The organism is Pseudomonas sp. URMO17WK12:I7 (genome assembly GCF_003269045.1).
Taxonomy (GTDB): domain Bacteria; phylum Pseudomonadota; class Gammaproteobacteria; order Pseudomonadales; family Pseudomonadaceae; genus Aquipseudomonas; species Aquipseudomonas putida_J.
In genome coordinates this window covers 23,764-41,315 of the sequence record NZ_QLTL01000006.1, presented here as the reverse complement: position 1 = coordinate 41,315, position 17,552 = coordinate 23,764, and the positions used below count along the sequence as shown (strand labels likewise).

19 protein-coding genes and 1 riboswitch are annotated in these 17,552 nt (G+C 60.8%); of the genes, 7 read left to right on the top strand and 12 right to left on the bottom strand.

Features of this window, described 5'->3' with window-relative positions; genetic code table 11:
- Positions 1-150: 150 nt before the first annotated feature.
- The 3 genes from H040_RS09600 to H040_RS09590 are packed head-to-tail and all read right to left on the bottom strand — an operon-like array spanning position 151 to position 2,930.
- On the bottom strand, positions 151-1,146 hold the full coding sequence (locus H040_RS09600) for an NAD(P)H-quinone oxidoreductase (protein ID WP_027917253.1): 996 nt from the start codon (positions 1,144-1,146) through the stop codon (positions 151-153).
- Positions 1,143-1,481, bottom strand: coding sequence for a carboxymuconolactone decarboxylase family protein (locus H040_RS09595; RefSeq protein WP_027917252.1), 339 nt, complete (start codon positions 1,479-1,481; stop codon positions 1,143-1,145). The genes H040_RS09600 and H040_RS09595 overlap by 4 nt, the downstream gene beginning before the upstream one ends.
- A gap of 12 nt (positions 1,482-1,493) precedes the next feature.
- Positions 1,494-2,930 carry an NAD-dependent succinate-semialdehyde dehydrogenase gene (locus H040_RS09590; RefSeq protein ID WP_027917251.1) on the bottom strand — a complete coding sequence of 479 codons (1,437 nt, stop codon included), beginning with the start codon at positions 2,928-2,930 and terminating at the stop codon, positions 1,494-1,496.
- Positions 2,931-3,158: 228 nt separating this feature from the next.
- Here H040_RS09590 and H040_RS09585 point away from each other — a divergent pair, with 228 nt between their 5' ends.
- Entirely contained in the window at positions 3,159-4,088 is a 930-nt protein-coding gene (locus tag H040_RS09585; protein WP_027917250.1) for a LysR family transcriptional regulator, read from the top strand.
- Between the two features lie 253 nt (positions 4,089-4,341).
- Here H040_RS09585 and H040_RS09580 read toward each other — a convergent pair whose 3' ends face one another.
- From H040_RS09580 to H040_RS09570, 3 genes are all read right to left on the bottom strand, one after another.
- Positions 4,342-4,791: a carboxymuconolactone decarboxylase family protein gene (locus tag H040_RS09580; RefSeq protein WP_027917249.1), complete on the bottom strand. Its 450-nt coding sequence runs from the start codon at positions 4,789-4,791 to the stop codon at positions 4,342-4,344.
- 110 nt (positions 4,792-4,901) lie between these two features.
- Complete coding sequence (locus H040_RS09575) at positions 4,902-5,579, bottom strand: FMN-dependent NADH-azoreductase (protein WP_050437168.1); 678 nt, start codon at positions 5,577-5,579, stop codon at positions 4,902-4,904.
- Positions 5,580-5,609: 30 nt separating this feature from the next.
- Positions 5,610-6,092, bottom strand: a complete 483-nt coding sequence (locus tag H040_RS09570; RefSeq protein WP_050437167.1) for a GNAT family N-acetyltransferase — start codon at positions 6,090-6,092, stop codon at positions 5,610-5,612.
- A gap of 90 nt (positions 6,093-6,182) precedes the next feature.
- On the opposite strand from H040_RS09570, the gene pdxR reads away from it, so the two are divergent.
- Entirely contained in the window at positions 6,183-7,619 is a 1,437-nt protein-coding gene (pdxR, locus tag H040_RS09565; protein WP_027917248.1) for a MocR-like pyridoxine biosynthesis transcription factor PdxR, read from the top strand.
- Here the strand turns inward: pdxR and H040_RS09560 are convergent.
- The 4 genes from H040_RS09560 to H040_RS09545 all read right to left on the bottom strand — a co-directional run bounded on the left by H040_RS09560 (position 7,612) and on the right by H040_RS09545 (position 10,227).
- Positions 7,612-8,091, bottom strand: a complete 480-nt coding sequence (locus tag H040_RS09560) for a carboxymuconolactone decarboxylase family protein (protein WP_027917247.1) — start codon at positions 8,089-8,091, stop codon at positions 7,612-7,614. The genes pdxR and H040_RS09560 overlap by 8 nt on opposite strands.
- A gap of 261 nt (positions 8,092-8,352) precedes the next feature.
- A complete protein-coding gene (locus H040_RS09555; RefSeq protein ID WP_027917246.1) occupies positions 8,353-9,051 on the bottom strand; it encodes an anti-sigma factor in 699 nt (232 codons plus the stop codon).
- On the bottom strand, positions 9,048-9,596 hold the full coding sequence (locus tag H040_RS09550) for a sigma-70 family RNA polymerase sigma factor (protein WP_027917245.1): 549 nt from the start codon (positions 9,594-9,596) through the stop codon (positions 9,048-9,050). Before H040_RS09550 ends, H040_RS09555 begins: the two co-directional genes overlap by 4 nt.
- Before the next feature lie 103 nt (positions 9,597-9,699).
- Positions 9,700-10,227: a DUF3455 domain-containing protein gene (locus tag H040_RS09545; RefSeq protein WP_027917244.1), complete on the bottom strand. Its 528-nt coding sequence runs from the start codon at positions 10,225-10,227 to the stop codon at positions 9,700-9,702.
- A 174-nt stretch (positions 10,228-10,401) separates the two neighbouring features.
- Here H040_RS09545 and H040_RS27695 point away from each other — a divergent pair, with 174 nt between their 5' ends.
- The 4 genes from H040_RS27695 (at position 10,402) to H040_RS09530 (ending at position 12,261) form a co-directional block, all read left to right on the top strand.
- Positions 10,402-10,536, top strand: coding sequence for a hypothetical protein (locus H040_RS27695; RefSeq protein ID WP_256208018.1), 135 nt, complete (start codon positions 10,402-10,404; stop codon positions 10,534-10,536).
- Positions 10,537-10,977 carry a sigma-70 family RNA polymerase sigma factor gene (locus H040_RS09540; RefSeq protein WP_081784234.1) on the top strand — a complete coding sequence of 147 codons (441 nt, stop codon included), beginning with the start codon at positions 10,537-10,539 and terminating at the stop codon, positions 10,975-10,977.
- On the top strand, positions 10,974-11,678 hold the full coding sequence (locus H040_RS09535) for an anti-sigma factor (RefSeq protein ID WP_050437165.1): 705 nt from the start codon (positions 10,974-10,976) through the stop codon (positions 11,676-11,678). Before H040_RS09540 ends, H040_RS09535 begins: the two co-directional genes overlap by 4 nt.
- A 388-nt stretch (positions 11,679-12,066) precedes the next feature.
- Positions 12,067-12,261, top strand: a complete 195-nt coding sequence (locus H040_RS09530) for a hypothetical protein (RefSeq protein WP_033695965.1) — start codon at positions 12,067-12,069, stop codon at positions 12,259-12,261.
- Positions 12,262-12,272: 11 nt separating this feature from the next.
- Here the strand turns inward: H040_RS09530 and tenA are convergent, their stop codons facing one another.
- Together tenA and H040_RS09520 are read right to left on the bottom strand one after the other, a co-directional pair.
- On the bottom strand, positions 12,273-12,938 hold the full coding sequence (gene tenA / locus H040_RS09525) for a thiaminase II (RefSeq protein ID WP_027917242.1): 666 nt from the start codon (positions 12,936-12,938) through the stop codon (positions 12,273-12,275).
- Positions 12,935-13,582, bottom strand: a complete 648-nt coding sequence (locus H040_RS09520; protein ID WP_027917241.1) for a TenA family protein — start codon at positions 13,580-13,582, stop codon at positions 12,935-12,937. Before H040_RS09520 ends, tenA begins: the two co-directional genes overlap by 4 nt.
- Before the next feature lie 79 nt (positions 13,583-13,661).
- Positions 13,662-13,776: riboswitch (TPP riboswitch) on the bottom strand.
- Between the two features lie 251 nt (positions 13,777-14,027).
- Between H040_RS09520 and H040_RS09515 the strand changes: the two genes are divergently transcribed.
- Positions 14,028-17,420, top strand: a complete 3,393-nt coding sequence (locus H040_RS09515) for an Ig-like domain-containing protein (protein WP_027917240.1) — start codon at positions 14,028-14,030, stop codon at positions 17,418-17,420.
- Positions 17,421-17,552 lie beyond the last annotated feature (132 nt).

The following is a 17,552-nucleotide window of genomic DNA, read 5'->3' as shown; positions in this document are numbered from 1 at the left end:
AGAAGCAGACAACCTACAGGGCGAATGGCCGGATTGGAGAAGGAATTGCGGGCAGAGGAATGCCCGCTGCTAGGCGGGCAAGATCTATTACACGTAAGGATAGCTTCAGAAACTTCGATGCTCCGTCAAAATTGGGTGAAAGTAACTGATTTAGGTGCCTAGCGGCATAGTAAGAATAATCTTGCCGACATTGAGTGATGCCTCCATTTTCCGGTGCGCATCCGCGGCTTGCGCCAATGGGAAAGTGCTATCAACCACGGGCTCGAGGCTGCCTCCTCCATCAAAACGATCGAGCCAGTGTTCGCGGAAGCGCCTGACCATCGCATGCTTTTCGGGCTGTGTGCGAGACTTCATGACCGTGCCAATAATCTGTAGGTGGCGATAAAGAATGTCCTCCAGTCTAATGCCGACATCACCTCCGCCGCCCAGGATACCGACCTGCACCAAGCGGCCACCCTTGGCGAGCGACTTGATATTCCTGCTGAAGTAGGGCTCACCTATAAAATCGATGATGACATCCACACCTTGCCCATCGGTGTGCTTTGCGACGATCTGGGCAAAGTCCTGCGTTTTGTAGTCGATGGCGAAGTCGGCTCCCAAGTTCTCGACGCGGGACATCTTGCCGCCCTCGGCCGTGGCAAAGACCTTGGCGCCTGTGGCGTAAGCAAGCTGCACGGCTGCTGAGCCAACGCCACCAGCTGCAGCATGGATGAGTACCGACTCGCCTTGTTTCAGTTTCGCTAAGTGGATCATCGCTTCGTGAGCGGTCACAAAGACTTCCGGGATCGCTGCAGCATGCACGTAGTCAAGTGCAGCAGGGATCGGCATCGCCATGCGGTAATCGATACGCGCGATTTCGGCATAGGCGCCACCACCCACAACCCCCATCACGCGATCGCCGACTTGATAGCCTGACACCTCGCTGCCTATCTCAATCACCTCGCCCGAAATTTCCAGGCCGATGATCAGCGAGTCGCCGAAATTGGGACGTCCATAGCCACCGGTACGATGGGTTAAATCAGCTCGATTCACGCCGGCAGCGTGCACGCGTACCAACAGGTCGGCGGGACGAACTTCTGGCACAGGTACATCACTCACCTGGAGGACTTCAGGGCCCCCAAAGGTTTCAAAGGTGACAGCTTTCATGGCTTCAAAGGCTCCGAGTCAACGAGCGTGGAATGGGCGATGGCAGATGCCGTGATCGCTGCAGGAAATCCTGCATAGAAAGAGAGGTGGGTAATCGCTCCGGCAAGCTCTTCACGCGTAATACCGTTGGCAACGGCTCGCAGCAAATGGGCCGGTAACTCATCGGAATGACCACCAGCTATCAACGCTGCGAGAGTGATCAGGCTGCGGTCGCGTGGTGACAAAGAGGCGTCACCCCAAATTTTCGGGTACAGCGTTGAGTCAATGAACGCCGATAGTTTCGGTGTGAAGGCCCTGGCGGCCTCACGAGGGTTTGTAAAGTTGAGACCTGTCATGGGAGCGGCTCCTCAAACCTGGCTGATGAATTTGTTGGTGAGGTAGTGCTCAATACCTTCGATGCCGCCTTCCGAGCCGTGACCGCTCTCCTTGATGCCGCCGAAGGGAAGCTCTGTGGCGACGATGCGGTATTGATTGATTCCGATCATGCCGGCCTCCAACCCATCGGCAACATCGATGGCCGTCCGTGCATTGGTGGTGAACGCATAGGCCGACAGGCCATAGGGCAAGCGGTTAGCCTCGGCCAATCCATCAGCCAGGCCATCGAATGGCATCACGACCGCGATGGGGCCGAACGGCTCCTCGTGCATGATGCGGGCATCCAATGGCACGTCGGCCAACACGGTGGGTGCAAAGAAGAACCCCGGCCCCGGCAAGGCTTCACCGCCGGCCAACACCTGAGCCCCCTTGGCCACGGCATCAGCCACCAGTTCCTCCATCTTGTTCAGTTGCCGCAGATTGGCGAGCGGCCCGACTTGCGTATGAGGGTGCATGCCGTTACCGACCCGCAGTGCTTTGGTCGCAGCAACGAATTGAGCGACGAATTGCTGATAGACACCCCGTTGAACTAGGAATCGGGTTGATGAAATGCAGACCTGGCCGGTACCGCGGAAGCGGTTGGCGACGCCTTCCACAGCGGCTCGCTCCACATCGGCATCATCGAACACCAGCACTGGGCCATGGCCACCCAGTTCGAGCGTGATCGGCTTGACGCCTTCGGCTGCGCGGCTCGACAACAATCGGCCAATGGGCACAGAGCCCGTAAAGGTCACTTTGCGAATAATCGGCGACGCGATCAGCTGGCTTGAGACCTCATCGGGTACTCCAAACACGACCTGCAGCACACCTTTCGGCAACCCAGCATCATCCAAGGCACGAGCAAGAGCGAGGGCAGTGGAGGGGCTTTCCTCACCAGGCTTGAGAATGACGCTGCAACCAGCGGCAAGCGCGGCAGACAATTTGCGTGCTGGCGTAATTGCCGGGAAATTCCAGGGTGTGAACGCGGCAACGGGGCCTATTGGCTGGCGCTTGACCAGTTGCAGCACACCGGGGCGGTTGGCCGGTACCACACGACCATCGATGCGCCGGGTGCTTTCGGCGAACCACTCGAAATACTCCGCCGCCCGGGTAACCTCGTCCATGGCCTCGCCAATCGGCTTGCCTTCTTCCAGCGTCATCTGGGCAGCAATGTGTGCCGCACGTTCCAGGATTAGGTCGGCAGCGCGTTTGAGAACCCGGGCACGCTCAGCTGGAACCGTGTTACGCCATTGCTCAAACCCTCGCTGCGCCACCTCAAGGGCCAGATCAAGTTCGTCAGCAGTAGCCAGCGGCACCTGCCCAATGATTTCTTCAGTCGCGGGGTTTCTGACGGTCGCAGTTTCACGGCCGTCGGCGTCGAACCATTTGCCGCCGATGAAAAGATAGAGCGAGTCATAGGGTGTGTTCATGGCTGTGACCTTCATAGGGTTCTCTGGTTGGCCTGCACTGGAAGCTACGCAGGGCTTGAAAGACGGTGGCTGGAGCCGGCCCGTGGAATTGAGTCTATGGAGGTCAGCGAGAGGAATTTAGCCCAGCTGAAGGGAATGATTGTTGTGCAGAAAGGTAAAGTCGCTTTCAAAAGCACACCGATTTACACACATTGCCCGTTGAATGAGCTGGCTCAGGGGAAAAGGGCGATGGACAAGTTTTCTAATATGTCGGTGTTCGTGAAGGTGGTTGAAATGGGCAGCTTCACAGCGGTTGCCAACCATCTCGACTCAACGGTGGGGAATGTGTCGCGGGCGGTGTCGGCACTTGAGCAGATGCTTGATACGCGCCTGGTACAGCGCTCCACCCGGCGCTTGTCGGTCACCGATGCGGGCAGACGATTCTATGAGCGCTGTACCGCCATCCTGGCCGACCTCGAAAACGCTGAAGCAGAGGCGAGTAATGCATTGCTCCAACCCCGAGGTACGCTTCGCGTCCATAGCGTGCCTGGGCTTGCTCGACACCTTGTAACTGAGGCTGCACTGAAATACCGCAAGGCGTTTGGTGACGTTACAGTCGATTTGATGCTCTCCCAGCGCATGCCAAACCTGCTGGAAGATCAGCTGGACGTGTCCATTCAGATCGCCAGGGTGCTACCAGACTCAAGCTATGTCAGCCAAAAAATTGGAGTCAGCCATTGTGTGTTGGTGGCATCGCCAGAATACGTGGCCCACCATGGAGCACCCAAAACACCCGCAGATTTGGTTGATCATCAATGTCTCTTACTGGGGACCGTGGATTACGCACGAGATGAGTGGCAGCTCAAGAGCCGAATGGGTGATGCAACGTTTATCCCCAGCGGGCCCGGCTTCAGTGTGAATGACATGGAGGCCATGTCTGTGGCGGTCAAAAGCGGTGCGGGTATCGGCTTGCTCGCGGGCTTCGCCGCCATCGACGATTTACGCTCGGGGAAACTGGTACGTGTGCTACCCGATTATTTCACTGAGGAACGGAATGTGTACGCGGTGTACTCATCGCGGCAGTTCATCGACGCCAAGATCACCCGGTTCATTGAGGCCCTGAAGGACAAGGTCGGGAGCCAACTTGCCGTGATTGCCGAGGAACTCATCAATAATTGACGAGGGTGAGCGCTGCCACTATTGGCATCACTTTCATAAAGCGGGCAGCCCAACGGACGAATACCCCGAACCGATGAAGAATTGCTGGCAAAAGAAAGCCCGCTGCTAGGCGGGCAAGGGAGCTTCTATCACACGTAGGGATACCTAACGTTCCCACACCGCATGTGAAAAGGACAGTGGGCCTGAAACAGACTGTAGTCGATACTAGGGGCGTCTCCGAAGTATTCCGTTTGCATGTTGAGTAAGTAGGTCATCACGTTTTAGCCGCAGGTTTGAGTCGGAAGCTGACGCCCATACGGTTAAAAGCGTTCATTGCGGCAATGGCCGCTGTCAGATCGACAAGATCCTTTTCTGCAAACATCGCTGATGCTGCTGCATAAGCTCCGTCGGATACATGTGTCTCGCTTACACGCGTGACTTCTTCTGCCCAGGCCAATGCTGAGCGCTCCTGATCCGAAAATAAATAGTGGGCTTCATGCCATACCGGTACTAACAGCACCTTGTCCACCGACACACCTGCTTTGATCAGATCGCGTGAGTGCAGATCGATGCAATGGGCGCAGCCGTTGATTTGAGACACCCTGAGAAACACAAGGTGAATCAACGGGGCTGGCAAATTTGTCGCGGTGGTCACGAAATGATGTAGCCCGCCAAGGGCCTTGGCTGCACCCGGCGAAGCTTCAAACCAATTGAGTCGACTCATGATTTCTTTTCCTTTCTTTGAGCAATGAAGAACGTGACATGCGGATTGCCGCTTGACGGCACACCGCCCAGCTGATGTGCAAACCTATACGCTTGAATTCGATGATGGTCTTAAAGCGGGCTGCAGACTTGATCCACGCTATGGCTATCCCTACCAAAGAACGCCTGCACCTCACCGTATCCTGTTTCCCTTCCAGTATTCAGTGACTCCACACCCTTGGCGGTACCTTCAACGGTGAAGTAGTACACGTGATTGAGACCGATGGTGGCGAGGACGGCGGACAGGTAGGGGCGCAGAAAATCGGGTTGACGGGCATGTTGGCCGCTGATGTAGCCTCCGCAAGCTATTGCGACGTAAACCGGACGATCCGTCAGCGTTCCGACTTTGCCTTTGGCGGTGCCCAGAAACGTTTTGCCCACGCGTACCACCTGGTCGACCCACATCTTGAGTGGGGCGGGCACGCTGTAGTTGTGCATCGGCGTGGCAATCAGCAGTACGTCGCATGCCTGCACTTGGTCGATCAACTCGTCGGAACGGCTCAACGTACCCTCCTGACCGCTTGCTATGACTACACGCTGATTGGCTAGCGCCTGGGCGTAAGGCGAATCAACTGGGGCCAAGGTGTTGAGGTCTAAATCGGTCAACTGGATACCCCTTCTACCGGCCTGACTGGCCAAGGCAAATAGGATCTGCTGGGACAGTTTCAGACTTTCCGAAACCTCTGCATTGGGGCTGGCGACCAGGCGAAGAATGCGCAAAGGAGCAAGTGGCTGTTGTGACGATGTCATGAGGTTCGCCTCCTTGGATGTGCGTGCGGGTTATGGCGTATCGAACTGCTTCTGAAAGCGCAGTGCACCCGTCAACAGGCCTTCACGGAAGTAGAAGCGTTGCGCGCGGGCGTTGGCCAAACCCGTGTCGAGCACCAGGCGTGCACAACCGCTGGCGCGGGCCAGTCGCTCCAAGGCTTGCAATAAGCGCGACCCCCACTGACCTCCCCGCTGAGCCTCGGCGGTTACAAGGTCATCGACATACAGGAATGCGCCGTAGACCAGGTTTTCCTGTAAGCGGTAACCAGCCAGTGCCACAAGAACGCCTGAGTCATAAGCGCCAATCAGGCGATAGCCTTCACCACGCATACGCTCGATGCGGCTGACGAAGTCGGCTTCGCTCGTCAGATGAGGGCGCAATTGCTGCATTACCGGGAATGCGCTGCACAGGTCATGGGTGCTGCCCAGGGGGCGCAGGGCAGGGTCGGCCAGGTCGAGCACGCTGGGTATGAAGTTGTGCAAAGGGGATGTCATGGGAGTTGCCCTCATGAGTAGGTGATGGCGCTATATTGGACTACCATTGACCCACTTGATTGAGCCAAGAAATGGGATATGAACTAGGCCATGATGACCTCCCCCAAGCCGCCTTTTGCTCCCTTGGAAGAGCAGTCCGCCTTGCCTCTGTATCGTCAACTGTACGACCGCGTACTGGCCGCCGTTGCCGCAGGCACGTTGTCCCCCGGTGACCGCTTGCCGTCGGCGCGCGCCATGGCCAAGGAGCTGGGGGTGGCCCGTGGCACCGTCGAATTGGCCTATTCGCTGCTGGCCAGCGAGGGTTACCTCCTGGCGCTCGGGCAGAAAGGCACCGTAATCAATCCTGAACTGCAGAAGCCCGTGTCGGCGGCCACCGCATTACCAGTCAGCAGCCAAGTGATCGAAGACGCACCTGATTCGCTCTGGCGTCCACCGCAGCTGTTGCCGTTCCAGATGGGGGTACCGGCGTTGGATGCATTTCCGCGCAAGATATGGGCGCGTCTCGGTGCTCGGTACCTACGCGGGATGCGTCAGGGAGATCTGGACTATCCGGCACCCCACGGCCTGGCAGCGTTGCGCAGCGCCATTGCTTCGTATCTGCAGGTGTCCCGAGGTATCGATTGCGGTGCCCATCAAGTGTTTATCACCAGCGGTTGGCGCAACAGCCTGTCCTTAGTCGCACATACCCTGTTGCAGCCAGGCGAGTGCGCCTGGGTGGAAGACCCGGGCTATCCCACTACGCGCCAGGTGCTTCGCCAGTTCGGCCTGGACCTGGAAGCGGTGCCGGTTGATGCCGAAGGCATGAACGTAGAACACGCCATCGCGGGTTCTCGGGCTGCTCAGGTCGTCATGGTGACACCAGGGCATCAGAGCCCGCTGTCGATGGCACTGTCGCTGCCACGCCGACAACTGCTACTCGATTGGGCTGCCCGCACCGGTGGCTGGATTGTCGAGGACGATTACGACGGCGAGTACCGCTACGTCAGCCGTCCACTTCCAGCGCTGGCCAGCTTGGATCGCCATGGGCGCGTGCTGTATGCCGGCACCTTCAGCAAGGTGCTGTTTCCCGGTATTCGCCTGGCTTATCTGGTGGTGCCGCAGGCGCAGGTGGCAGCGTTCGAGCGCGTCGGCCGGGCCTTGTTTGCTGCCGGGTCACCGTCAATTACCCAGGCTTTGGTGGCGGAGTTCGTTGCCGGGGGACACTTCGCTCGGCATATCCAACGCATGCGCCGCCTCTACAACGAGCGACGGGCATTGACCATCGAAGCATTGGAGCGGAGTTTGCCGAAGGGCATGCAGGTGCAACGCTCGCCAGGCGGCATGCACCTAGTACTGCGTTTGCCGGAGGACGTAAGCGACACCGCCCTGGCCGAGCAGGTGCTGGCGAGGGGCATGTCGGTACAAGCGTTGTCGCGCTGGGCTGCCTCATCGCAGCGTCAGTCAGGTCTGCTCCTGAGTTTTACCAACTGCGCCACGGCTGCTCCAGGCGAGCAGCTTGGCGCGTTGATCAGCAAGTTACTCAGTTGAGGTTGGCCTTGTTCAGGCCGAACAGTTCATCGGACGAGCCTGGGATCGCTTGGAAAGCCACATTGAGGCGATTCCAGCCATTGATGGCGACGATCAGGAACGACAAATCCGACAGCTCCTGCTCGGGAAACTGCTCACGCATACTCGCATATAGGCTGTTGGAGATACCATGAGGCGGCAGTTGAGTCAGGGCTTCGGTCCACTCTAGCGCCGCCCGCTCTACTGGCGAAAACAACTGCGACTCACGCCAGACGGCGACGTGGTGAAGACGCAGCTCGCGCTCGCCATGGATCTTGGCCTCTTTCACATGCATATCCACGCAGAACGCACAGCCGTTGAGCTGCGAAGCGCGCAACATGATCAGGTGGGCAAGATCGGCCAGTGGCGGCTTCTTGCTCAGTTGCAGAGTGAGCTCCACCAGTTTGTTGGACGCTTGGGGAGACAGCTTGAAGTAATCAAGACGGTTGTTCATGGGTAGTTGCTCGCAGTGGGTGGATGTTTATTGAAGCCCACTCTAGCTACGCTTGGATTAGCCCCATAGGGCCAAGATGGTAACTTCGAACTAGGCCATGTCTGTATCGAAGTGCGCCATGAATACTCATCGAGCAATATGGTCGAAGGGGCGCTATAGGCCGTTTATTGCCCTTCGCGAATGTCCGCAATGGGTCGAAAGCTGACCGTCGTGGACGAGCTCTATCGACTCATAGCGGTCAGTGGTTGTAGACCTTTTTGGTCAAATCACTTTTACCGCGCGACCAATGAACTTCACCGGCCCCATCGGCAGCCCGGTAGGCGAACCGCCGGATTTCTCCAATGTCAGTTCGAACAACTGGTTGGCCTCTAGCGGTGGCAGGCTCTGTAACGGAACACGATAGGGCTCTCCGGGCTTCACCAGGCCCAGCGAAACCGGTGCTTGCCACTGTTCGCCCTTGGTCCAGAACTGAAGGGCCATGCCTTCGGGGACCGCATCCTGGCCAAGCGGGATCAGCTCGATCATGCGGCTGTCGCTGGCCTGCACCACCCAGCCGGCGGTCTGGCTGCTCGGCGCCACCAATACCACCACGAATTGAGTGGTGGGCGGGGGCGCAGTAAGCAAGGTAAACGCCAGGACCACGCTTGCAGCCAGCCCCGCAGCACTCAGCCCTTGCCACAGGCCGAGGCGTCGCCACCATTTGACTGGCTGTTGTACGGCGGGCGCAGCCAGCTCATTCAGACTGCGCTGGATACGGCCCCACAGGCGGGCGCTCGGTGGCTGCGGTGCAGCCAGCGCGGTCAGCTCCAGCAAACGTGCCTCCCAGGCATCCACGGCGGCTCGCAAAGCCGGATCGCTGCCCAGGCGATCGGTCACTGTGGCGTGTTGCTGTGGCGACAGGGTTCCTAGCACGAACTCGCCGGCGAGTTCGTCTAGTTCCTCGGCAGTATCCGGCTTCATTCCAGGCACTCCCGCAATGCTTTGAGGCTGCGCTTGATCCAGGCTTTGACGGTGCCCAATGGCGCCCCCAGCAACCCGGCGATTTCGGCGTGGCTGCAGCCGTCCACATAGGCGTGCAGGATGCAACGCTGCGGGGCAGGCTGCAGTTTTTCGAGGCAACGGTAGATCTTCGCCGACCCTGACCAGAGGTCAATGTCATCGAGTCCCCCGTGCAGTGTCGGAGTCGTATCGATATCGGCTTCGTCCAGCACGGTTTCACGGCGGGTATCACGGATCGAATTCAGTGCCAGGTGGCGGGTGATGCTGTAGATCCAGCCGCGCGCCGAGCCACGTGTCGGGTCGAAACTGGCGGCGCGGGTCCAGATACGGATGAATGCATCGTGGACGATGTCTTCTGCGCTGGCGTCGTCACGCGCGATGCGCCGGGCAACGCCCAGCAGACGCGCGCCTTCGTGGTCGTAAAGCGCCTGCAGGGCGCGCCGGTCGCCCTGTGCGCAGGCCAGCAGGCAGCGGTGGAAGTCGAAGGGGGAGACAGGCGAGTTCAACGTGTGCAGCTTCCTTGTGTCATGCAAGGTACCCCGGCCATCCAGCCGGGGGCTTGCCAACGAGCGTAGATGAACGATTGCAAGGTGTCTGCTCAAGTGCGTCTTACTTGGCTGTCCAGAACACATAGTCGGCCTGGTACTGGACGACCTGCTTGGCACCTTTGTTCTGCGCCGTGCAGTCGCTGGCCGGCGCCACGCCGCCGCGGGTGGCCAGGCGCTGGATGTAGCTGACCCCTTGCATGGCGCCATTGCCTTCGGCCGGGTTGGCCTTGACCAGTTGATAGGGTATGGCGCCTTTGTCTGCGGGAGCCACCGCCAGCTGGGTGCCGGTGACTTTCGATCCGTCCTTGGCCTGCCAGGTGGCGGGTGGGCCGTAGTAATCGCCTACCTGTTTGCCGGCACGGTCATTGAGCACGGCCTTGGGGCCGACGAAGGTCCATTCGGTCTGGCCGGGGGTGTTGGCCTTGTCGCGGCACTCGTAGGTGATCTCGCCGACGCCTACGGTCTCGAGCAGGACGCGATGGCCATCGGGGACCTTGACCGCATCTGGCAGTGCGGATTGGGCGTGAACGGGTTGCAGCGCCAGGGCGATGCTGCAGGCGAAAAGGCAGGCGTAGGGTTTGAGGCTCATGGGGTAGTGCTCCTGACAGGTCATTTGGCTGGGCAGACAGAGGCCGCCCATAAGCAATACCCGCCAACGGGTGGACTGGATGCACCGAATTGAAAAAAACTGCGCCAGGGCCACCCGGGCAGCACTTGCAAAGCAGGCTAGAGTGGATGAATGCGCCGCAGGAGACCGCCCCCTTTGCCTATCAGACCGAACACCGAGGATCCCACCGCAGGGGAAACCGAGGCCCAGGCACAAGATGTGCTGCTGCAGGTCTGCGGCAGCGGTAACCGGCTGGCCTTCGAAACCCTGTACCGCGCCACTTCGGCCTGACTGTTCGGGATCTGCCTGTACTACCTGGGCAATCGCGCCGAGGCAGAAGAAGTGCTGCAGGAGGTCTACACCAGTATCTGGCTCAAGGCTTCCAGTTTCGACCCCGGGCTCGCCAGTGCCTACACATGGCTTGCGACCATCACTCGGCACAAGGCCATCGACCGACGCCGCGCCCGGCGTGTACACGAGCCACTCAAAGCCGCCACGCAATGGGTTGCCAAGGACACGGTCATCGACAGCGTCGAGCGCGAACGCCAGGGCAATGGGATCGATCGCTGCCTGGCAACGCTGGCGGAGGATCAGCAACGCTATATCCGCGTGGCATTCTTCGAGGGCTGCTCGTATGCCGAGCTGGCCGAACGCCACAGCATCCCGCTGGGTACCATGAAAAGCTGGATCCGTCGCGGGCTGCTGGTCTTGCGTGGGTGCCCGGGCCTATGAACGAGCAAGGCGTGCCATCCGACGAACGCGATCAGTTGATTGCCGAAAACGTGCTGGGCGTGCTCAGCGCCGAGGACCGCGCTCAGGTCGAGGCCATGGCTGCGCAGGACCCGAGTGCTCAAGCGGCAATTGCCGCGTGGCAGTCTCACTTTGCCTGCTGGCTCGATGAGCTGCCCGAGGCCAGCCCGCCAGCGCATGTCTGGCAGGCGATCGAGGCGCAGTTGTTCCCTGCTGGCAGCCAGCAGCCGAGAGAACGAGCGGCCTGGTGGGGCGGCCTCGGGTTCTGGCGTTGGACCTCGGCGGCTCTGGCGGCCGGCTTGCTGGCAAGCGTGATCACGCTGCTGCGGCCGCCCCCTCCAGCGCCGCCCGCAATGCTTGCCCGCCTGGAGCAGAGCGACGGGATCACGCTGTTTGCCGCGACGGTTCAAGCCGGTGGAGCCAGCGTGCTGTTCGTCCCCACCCAAACCGCCACCTGGCAGAATCGTAGTGCCCAGGCCTGGCTGATCGGTGGCGATGGCACAGCGCATTCGCTTGGCCTGCTGCCGGACAACGCCGCCACAGCCTTGGCCGTGCCCTCGGAACTGGCTGATGCGTTGACCGACGGCGCGGTGCTGGCGGTGTCACTTGAACCGCTGAACGGCTCGCCGACCGGGCTGCCGACCGGTCCCGTCATCGCCCAGGGAAAAATAACGTCGTTGTGATGCATCCATTCGGGCTGCTGCTCCGTATATTCCTCACCTTCATCCGAAGGCCGAAGAATCGAGGAGACGCATCATGCTTACCTTTGTTCAACGCATTGCCGCGACCTGCCTGGCCGCCCTCTGCCTGGCCGCGTCCCCCGGTTTCGCCGCCAGCCCTCCCATGCTCGGCGGCGCCCCCGGGCCCTAGACTTAGTACGTACGGGAAAACGGAATGTACCAACTGCGGGACCGAATATTTTCAAATATGCAACAGCGGCAACTCACATGAAGCGTGCTGCGCCTGGAAAAACCGCCCAAAACCTAGACCCCGGTAGCTGGACTTTGCCTTTATCCACTGACAAAGTAGGGAAATCTCACGGACGAGCCCACAATCAAGCAAGGCGATTCTATGGCAATCGATTCTCCTCTTGTCCGCAGACTTCGTATTTTCACGTCATTCAACCCACGGCTATTCCTGCGCCGGCTGAACAAGGAAGAGGTCAACCTCATCGACCACTTCCGCACCCTGCCTGAGCGCGACCGGATCGCCGTACGGTACATGTGCACGGCGATTCACAAGACTTCAATGCAAAAGCCCGAATGAATAGCCTGGCCTCAGGCAGCGCCATCCAGCCCCATCTGCCAGAAATCAGCCTCCAGCCGCGAAGCCTGGCCAAAGATCTGTGCCAGCTCTACAAACCGCTGCTCGGTCATGCTCCGCGCCGCCAGTTCATCCAGGTGCTTGCGCGCCGCTGCCGCCACGCCCTGGTAAGCCTCGCCGGCATACTCGCCAATCCACTCCCGGTACGGGTGGTCGCTCAAGTCCCCGATGCGCGCTGCCAGCGTGCGGCCGATCTCGGCGTACCCGATCACGCACGGCGCCAACGCCGCATGCAGTTCAAGCAAATCACCCGCCGCGCCGCAGTCGAGCACGTAGCGGGTGTAAGCCACGGTCGCCTGGTGTTCCGGCGCTGCCTGGATGTCGGCCTGCGACAACCCCCAGCGCGCGCACAAGCGCAGGTGCAGCTCGGTCTCGTCGAGAATTGCCGCCAGGCCCGCCTGGGCAGCGCGGATATCCGCCGGAAGGCGGCTCTTGTAGGCGGCCAGTGCCCAGGCGCGGGCGAACTGGATGAGGAACAGGTAGTCCTGGATCAGGTAAGTACGGAAAGCTTCCTCTGGCAGCGTGCCCTCACCCATCTGCCGCACGAAGTCGTGGTCGACATAGCGGCTCCACTGCCCGGCAGTAGCAGCCTTCAAGCGCTCGAAAATATCCATGCTCAAGCCTCCTCGGTGTAGACGGCGTCGAAGAAGGCCAGCTCCAGCGCCACGGTGCGGGCGTAAAAATCACTGGCCAATGCCGCCTCCTGTGGGCCTACCCGGTCCAGTTCGGCCTTCAGGAAGGCAACAAAATCACAGAATGCCGGGTTGTCGTGCAGGGTGATCCATTCGGCATAGACGAAGTTGGCAGGTAACGGCTTGGGTGCCTTGAGGGCCCAGTCCAGATAAAGGCCTTCGGCAACGTTGAGAACGGCCAGTGCGGCAGCATAGGAACGGGTAGCGGCGGCCTCGCGCATGATGGCCTTGAAGCCGGCGGTAGGTGCAGTGTCTGCGGGCTCGGTGCGTTGCGCCGGGCTGACATCCAGGGCCTCGAACGCACGCAGGAAATAGGTGTTTTCGTCGCTGGAGATCATCCCTGCGAAGCGGCCGAAGCGCAGGCGGGCTTCAAAGGTGTCGGCCGTGGCGATCGCGGCGCCGAGCAAGGTCAGGAAGCTGTCGAGAAAGCGGTGGTCCTGGACCAGGTAGCGGACCATGATCGGGTCGGCCACGCTGCCCGCGCAAAGTTCGGTGACGAAGCGGTGGCCAACGGCGGCAGACCAGGTGGGTTGGTTCTGGCGTTGAAGGGTTTCGCTGAAGCGTTCGGTCATGTTGCTGCCCCCCTTGGGCATGACAGCGAGACCGTAGCGGCTGGGCATGATGTGGCCTCGCAATGAGGCCGGCAAAAAGGCAGGTCGGTAGTCCCATCCCTTCGCCGGCATGATCCGGATCAGGTTCGAAGGGTCACCGCGCTGCAGTTGCCAGCGGTTTCTCAGCCCGTTGCCGGGCTCCCCTTGGTGGGTAACAGGTATACAGCCCCAATCACCCATTGTCACCATTCCCATCACCGGAGTTGGGCCAAGCCCTGCCCAGTTTCGGGGGCCTACACCCGCTCTTTGACACCCCATTATTTTGCGCGCCTCAGGCGCCACAAGGATTTGTATAACAAAGCATTACGGAAACATCTGTTGGCACATCCGTTGCTCAGGCCTTGAAAAACCGGCAATACGCCATTGATGGCCCGTAGCCATTTAGCCGTGAGCGAGGCACCAGGCAATGAAAAACCCTGCCGTGATCCACCCCAACAGCCACGCCTTCAAATTGTCCGCCGTAACCGCGCTGATGCTCAGCCTCGGACTGATCTCAGCCATGGCCTCCTCGCTGGATGATGTCAGCCAGCCACCGCCGACGGACCCGTCGCATTACGATGACCAGCCGGCTGACCCAGCCCCGGCGCTGCTTAACCTGTTCACCTTGCCCGAGGCCAACGAAGGCGCCCTGGAACTGCAAAACGGGGTATACGGCACTCGCACGAGCAACCGCGTCGACAACGTGCTGCCGCCTGCCTTGCAGACGTCACGCAATTACCCTACCAACGGCAAGCCGAGCCCGTTGTTCGGCGCCCAGCCGTTCACCCAGCAACTGCTGCTGTTCGAGGAATTCGGCCCGGAGAAACTCGACCCCAACCTGCCACCCCCTACCCTGACCTTCCCGGTCCCCACACTGGGCGCAGCCCCTGCGCAAGACCCGGACGTGGTGGCCCGCAGCAGCCCGAATGGCAACGCCTTGGAAGCCTTCCTCAAGCAACCGGGCCTATTCCCGTTCCCGACCCAGTACGCCAACACCCTCGACCGCAACCCGTGGAAGGCGCAGATCGAGCTGTTCCTCAACCGCAACTCGGTCGGCTCGCCAGCAGAAGGCCGGCCACCAGGAAAAGGCTGGGCACACCAGCGCTGGAACGAATTCTACCCCCAGGCGGCGTTCAAGACGGCGCAGGCCGGTGCGCGCATCAACCAGGGGCTGCGTGACCGCAAGCAGTTGCACAACTATGCCGTCGGCGAGTTCGCGCCGGGCGGCCTGTACTACCAGACCTCGGACATCCCCACCACCCTCGGCACCACCAAGGGCATCGACCCCCGCTTCCACCCGAATTTCCCGCAGCAGAACCACAAATCGCTGTGGACCTTCGACGGCACCTTCCCGCCGAAGCTGCTGATGGTCCGCTATGGCCAGCCGGTGCTGATGCGCCACTACAACGCGCTGCCCATCGACCCGGCGGCCAACGCAGGCTTTGGCCTGCACACCATTTCCACCCACGAGCACAACGGACACTCCCCGGCCGAGAGCGATGGCTTCGCCAACGCCTACTTCTTCCCTGGGCAGTACTATGACTACCGCTGGCCGATCCAGTTGGCGGGCTACGACACCATCAACACCCGTGCCGAAGACCCGCGTGCCGCCTTCCCCTGCTCGCCCGGCGAAACCCTGTTCGTCAACGACGCAAGCCCTGGGCTGAAGACCTGCGAGAACGGCAGCATCAAGATTCGTGGGGACTGGCACGAAACCATGAGTACCCACTGGTTCCACGACCACATGATGGATTTCACGGCGCAGAACGTCTACAAGGGCAACGCCGTGATGATGAACTACTACAGCGCCATCGACCGCGGCAACGAAGCGCTGCAGGACGGCGTCAACCTGCGCTTTCCGAGCGGTTCGGCCATGCCGTGGGGCAACCGCGACTACGACGTCAACCTGGTGATCGCTGACAAGGCCTGGGATCAGAACGGCCAGCTGTGGTTCAACCCGTTCAACACCGACGGCTTCCTCGGTGACCAGGTGCTGGTCAACTGGCAGTACCAGCCCAAGCTCAAGGTGCGCGCCCGCAGCTACCGCTTCCGCATCCTCAACGGCTCGGTGTCGCGCTACTTCAAGTTCGCGGTGGTCCGTGAAATTGCAGGCAACGGTGGTGAGTTCAAGGGCCCGTCCGGCTCCAACGTGTCTTACGCCCGCGTGCCGTTCCACATGATCGCCAACGACGGCAACATCATGGAACACGCCGTGCCATTCGACGGCACCATGGACCTCAACGGCGACGGCAAGACCGACGACAACAACGGCATCCTGCCACTGCAAGGCATCGCCGAGCGTTACGACATCATCATCAACTTCGCCAAGAATGGCATCAAGGTCGGCGACAAACTGTACTTCGTCAACATCATGGAGCATGAGACCGGCAAGGGCCCGAAACAACCCATCTCGCTGGCCGACGTGCTGTCCGAGAAGTACAAGGCAGTGATCAAGCAGACCAGCAACGGGCCTGAATGGGACAAAGGCGACCCGGTGGTCGGCAAGTTCCTGCAACTGGTCGTGCAGCCCTACAGCGGCACCGATGTCAGCATGGACCCGAGTGCCTATGAACCGGCCAAACCGGGCAAGGCTGAAGGCCTCAAAATGATCCCGCTGACCATCGACCGCAATGCCGTGGCCGACCAGGCCAAGATCAAGGCGGCCCGCCACCGCGAGTTCACCTTCGGCCGCTCCGACGGTACCGACACCACCCCCTGGACCATCAAGACCGACGGTGGCTTCGGCTATAGCATGGACCCACGGCGCATCTCTGCCGCCACGCAACTGGCCAGCGAAGCGACCCAAGGTGGCTTCAGTGGCGACGGCACCCTGGAAGTGTGGAAGATCAAGAACGGCGGCAGCGGCTGGAGCCACCCGGTGCATGTGCACTTCGAAGAAGGCGTGGTCCTCAGCCGTGACGGCAAGGCTCCACCGGAATGGGAAAAATGGGCGCGCAAGGACGTCTACCGCATCGGCCCGGATGCTGACTCCTCAAGCGAAGTGGAAATGGCCATCCGCTTCCGTGAGTTCGCCGGTACCTACATGGAGCACTGCCACAACACCCAGCACGAAGACAGCTCGATGCTGCTGCGCTGGGACATCGAACACCCTGGGCAATTCCAGGTGATGCCGACTCCATTGCCGGGTTGGGATGGCGTGCAATACATGGCCTCGGTGGGCCTGCCGACCTTCCGTACCGCCAGCAACAACAGCACGGACCCGGCCAACAAGCCACCGGTGGCGGTGAACGACAGCGCAGCGACCACAGCGGGCAAACCGATCGTGATCAACGTGCTGGCCAACGACACCGACCCCGAAGGCAACCTGCCGCTTACCGTCAAGGGCCTCAGCCAGCCGGACTCGGGCAAGGGCTCGGTCAGCACCGACGGCACCACCGTGACCTACACGCCGCCGGCGACGGTCGACACCCCGTTCACCGCCAGCTTCAACTACACCGCGCGTGACGCCAAGGGCGCCGATTCGCTGAACCAGGCAACGGTCAGTGTCGCGGTAGGCCCCGCGGTGGTGGCGGACCAGATCGAGGTCAGCAGTGCCGTGGTGCAGGTGCGCAGCAACAACCGCTACACCTGGGACATTTCCGGCACCACCTCGGTGGCCAGCGGCAACAGCATCACGGTGACCGCAGCCACCACCAGTGGCCCGCTGAACCTGGGTACGGCGACGCTGACGGCGGCATCCAGCGGAGCGCGCTGGCGGTTGTCGGTGAGCACCACCGGCAACGGCCCGGCGACACCGGCGACAATCACCGTGAAGTCGGCACTGGGCCAGAGCGTGACGGCACCCATCAGCATCAAGTAACAGCGGGGCCGCTCTGCGGCCCATCGCCGGCAAGCCGGCTGCCACAGGTACAGCGCAGGTTCAGAGCGATGCGCAGCGCCTGTGGTAGCGAGCTAGCCGGCGATGAGGCCGTCCATCACCACACAAGCAGAA

What these genes read in the sequence shown, in the direction of transcription:
- H040_RS09600 (WP_027917253.1), bottom strand. Translation starts at nt 1,146, where the DNA reads ATGAAAGCTGTCACCTTTGAAACCTTTGGGGGCCCTGAAGTCCTCCAG.
- H040_RS09595 (WP_027917252.1), bottom strand. Translation starts at nt 1,481, where the DNA reads ATGACAGGTCTCAACTTTACAAACCCTCGTGAGGCCGCCAGGGCCTTC.
- H040_RS09590 (WP_027917251.1), bottom strand. Translation starts at nt 2,930, where the DNA reads ATGAACACACCCTATGACTCGCTCTATCTTTTCATCGGCGGCAAATGG.
- H040_RS09585 (WP_027917250.1), top strand. Translation starts at nt 3,159, where the DNA reads ATGGACAAGTTTTCTAATATGTCGGTGTTCGTGAAGGTGGTTGAAATG.
- H040_RS09580 (WP_027917249.1), bottom strand. Translation starts at nt 4,791, where the DNA reads ATGAGTCGACTCAATTGGTTTGAAGCTTCGCCGGGTGCAGCCAAGGCC.
- H040_RS09575 (WP_050437168.1), bottom strand. Translation starts at nt 5,579, where the DNA reads ATGACATCGTCACAACAGCCACTTGCTCCTTTGCGCATTCTTCGCCTG.
- H040_RS09570 (WP_050437167.1), bottom strand. Translation starts at nt 6,092, where the DNA reads ATGACATCCCCTTTGCACAACTTCATACCCAGCGTGCTCGACCTGGCC.
- pdxR (WP_027917248.1), top strand. Translation starts at nt 6,183, where the DNA reads ATGATGACCTCCCCCAAGCCGCCTTTTGCTCCCTTGGAAGAGCAGTCC.
- H040_RS09560 (WP_027917247.1), bottom strand. Translation starts at nt 8,091, where the DNA reads ATGAACAACCGTCTTGATTACTTCAAGCTGTCTCCCCAAGCGTCCAAC.
- H040_RS09555 (WP_027917246.1), bottom strand. Translation starts at nt 9,051, where the DNA reads ATGAAGCCGGATACTGCCGAGGAACTAGACGAACTCGCCGGCGAGTTC.
- H040_RS09545 (WP_027917244.1), bottom strand. Translation starts at nt 10,227, where the DNA reads ATGAGCCTCAAACCCTACGCCTGCCTTTTCGCCTGCAGCATCGCCCTG.
- H040_RS09535 (WP_050437165.1), top strand. Translation starts at nt 10,974, where the DNA reads ATGAACGAGCAAGGCGTGCCATCCGACGAACGCGATCAGTTGATTGCC.
- H040_RS09530 (WP_033695965.1), top strand. Translation starts at nt 12,067, where the DNA reads ATGGCAATCGATTCTCCTCTTGTCCGCAGACTTCGTATTTTCACGTCA.
- H040_RS09520 (WP_027917241.1), bottom strand. Translation starts at nt 13,582, where the DNA reads ATGACCGAACGCTTCAGCGAAACCCTTCAACGCCAGAACCAACCCACC.
- H040_RS09515 (WP_027917240.1), top strand. Translation starts at nt 14,028, where the DNA reads ATGAAAAACCCTGCCGTGATCCACCCCAACAGCCACGCCTTCAAATTG.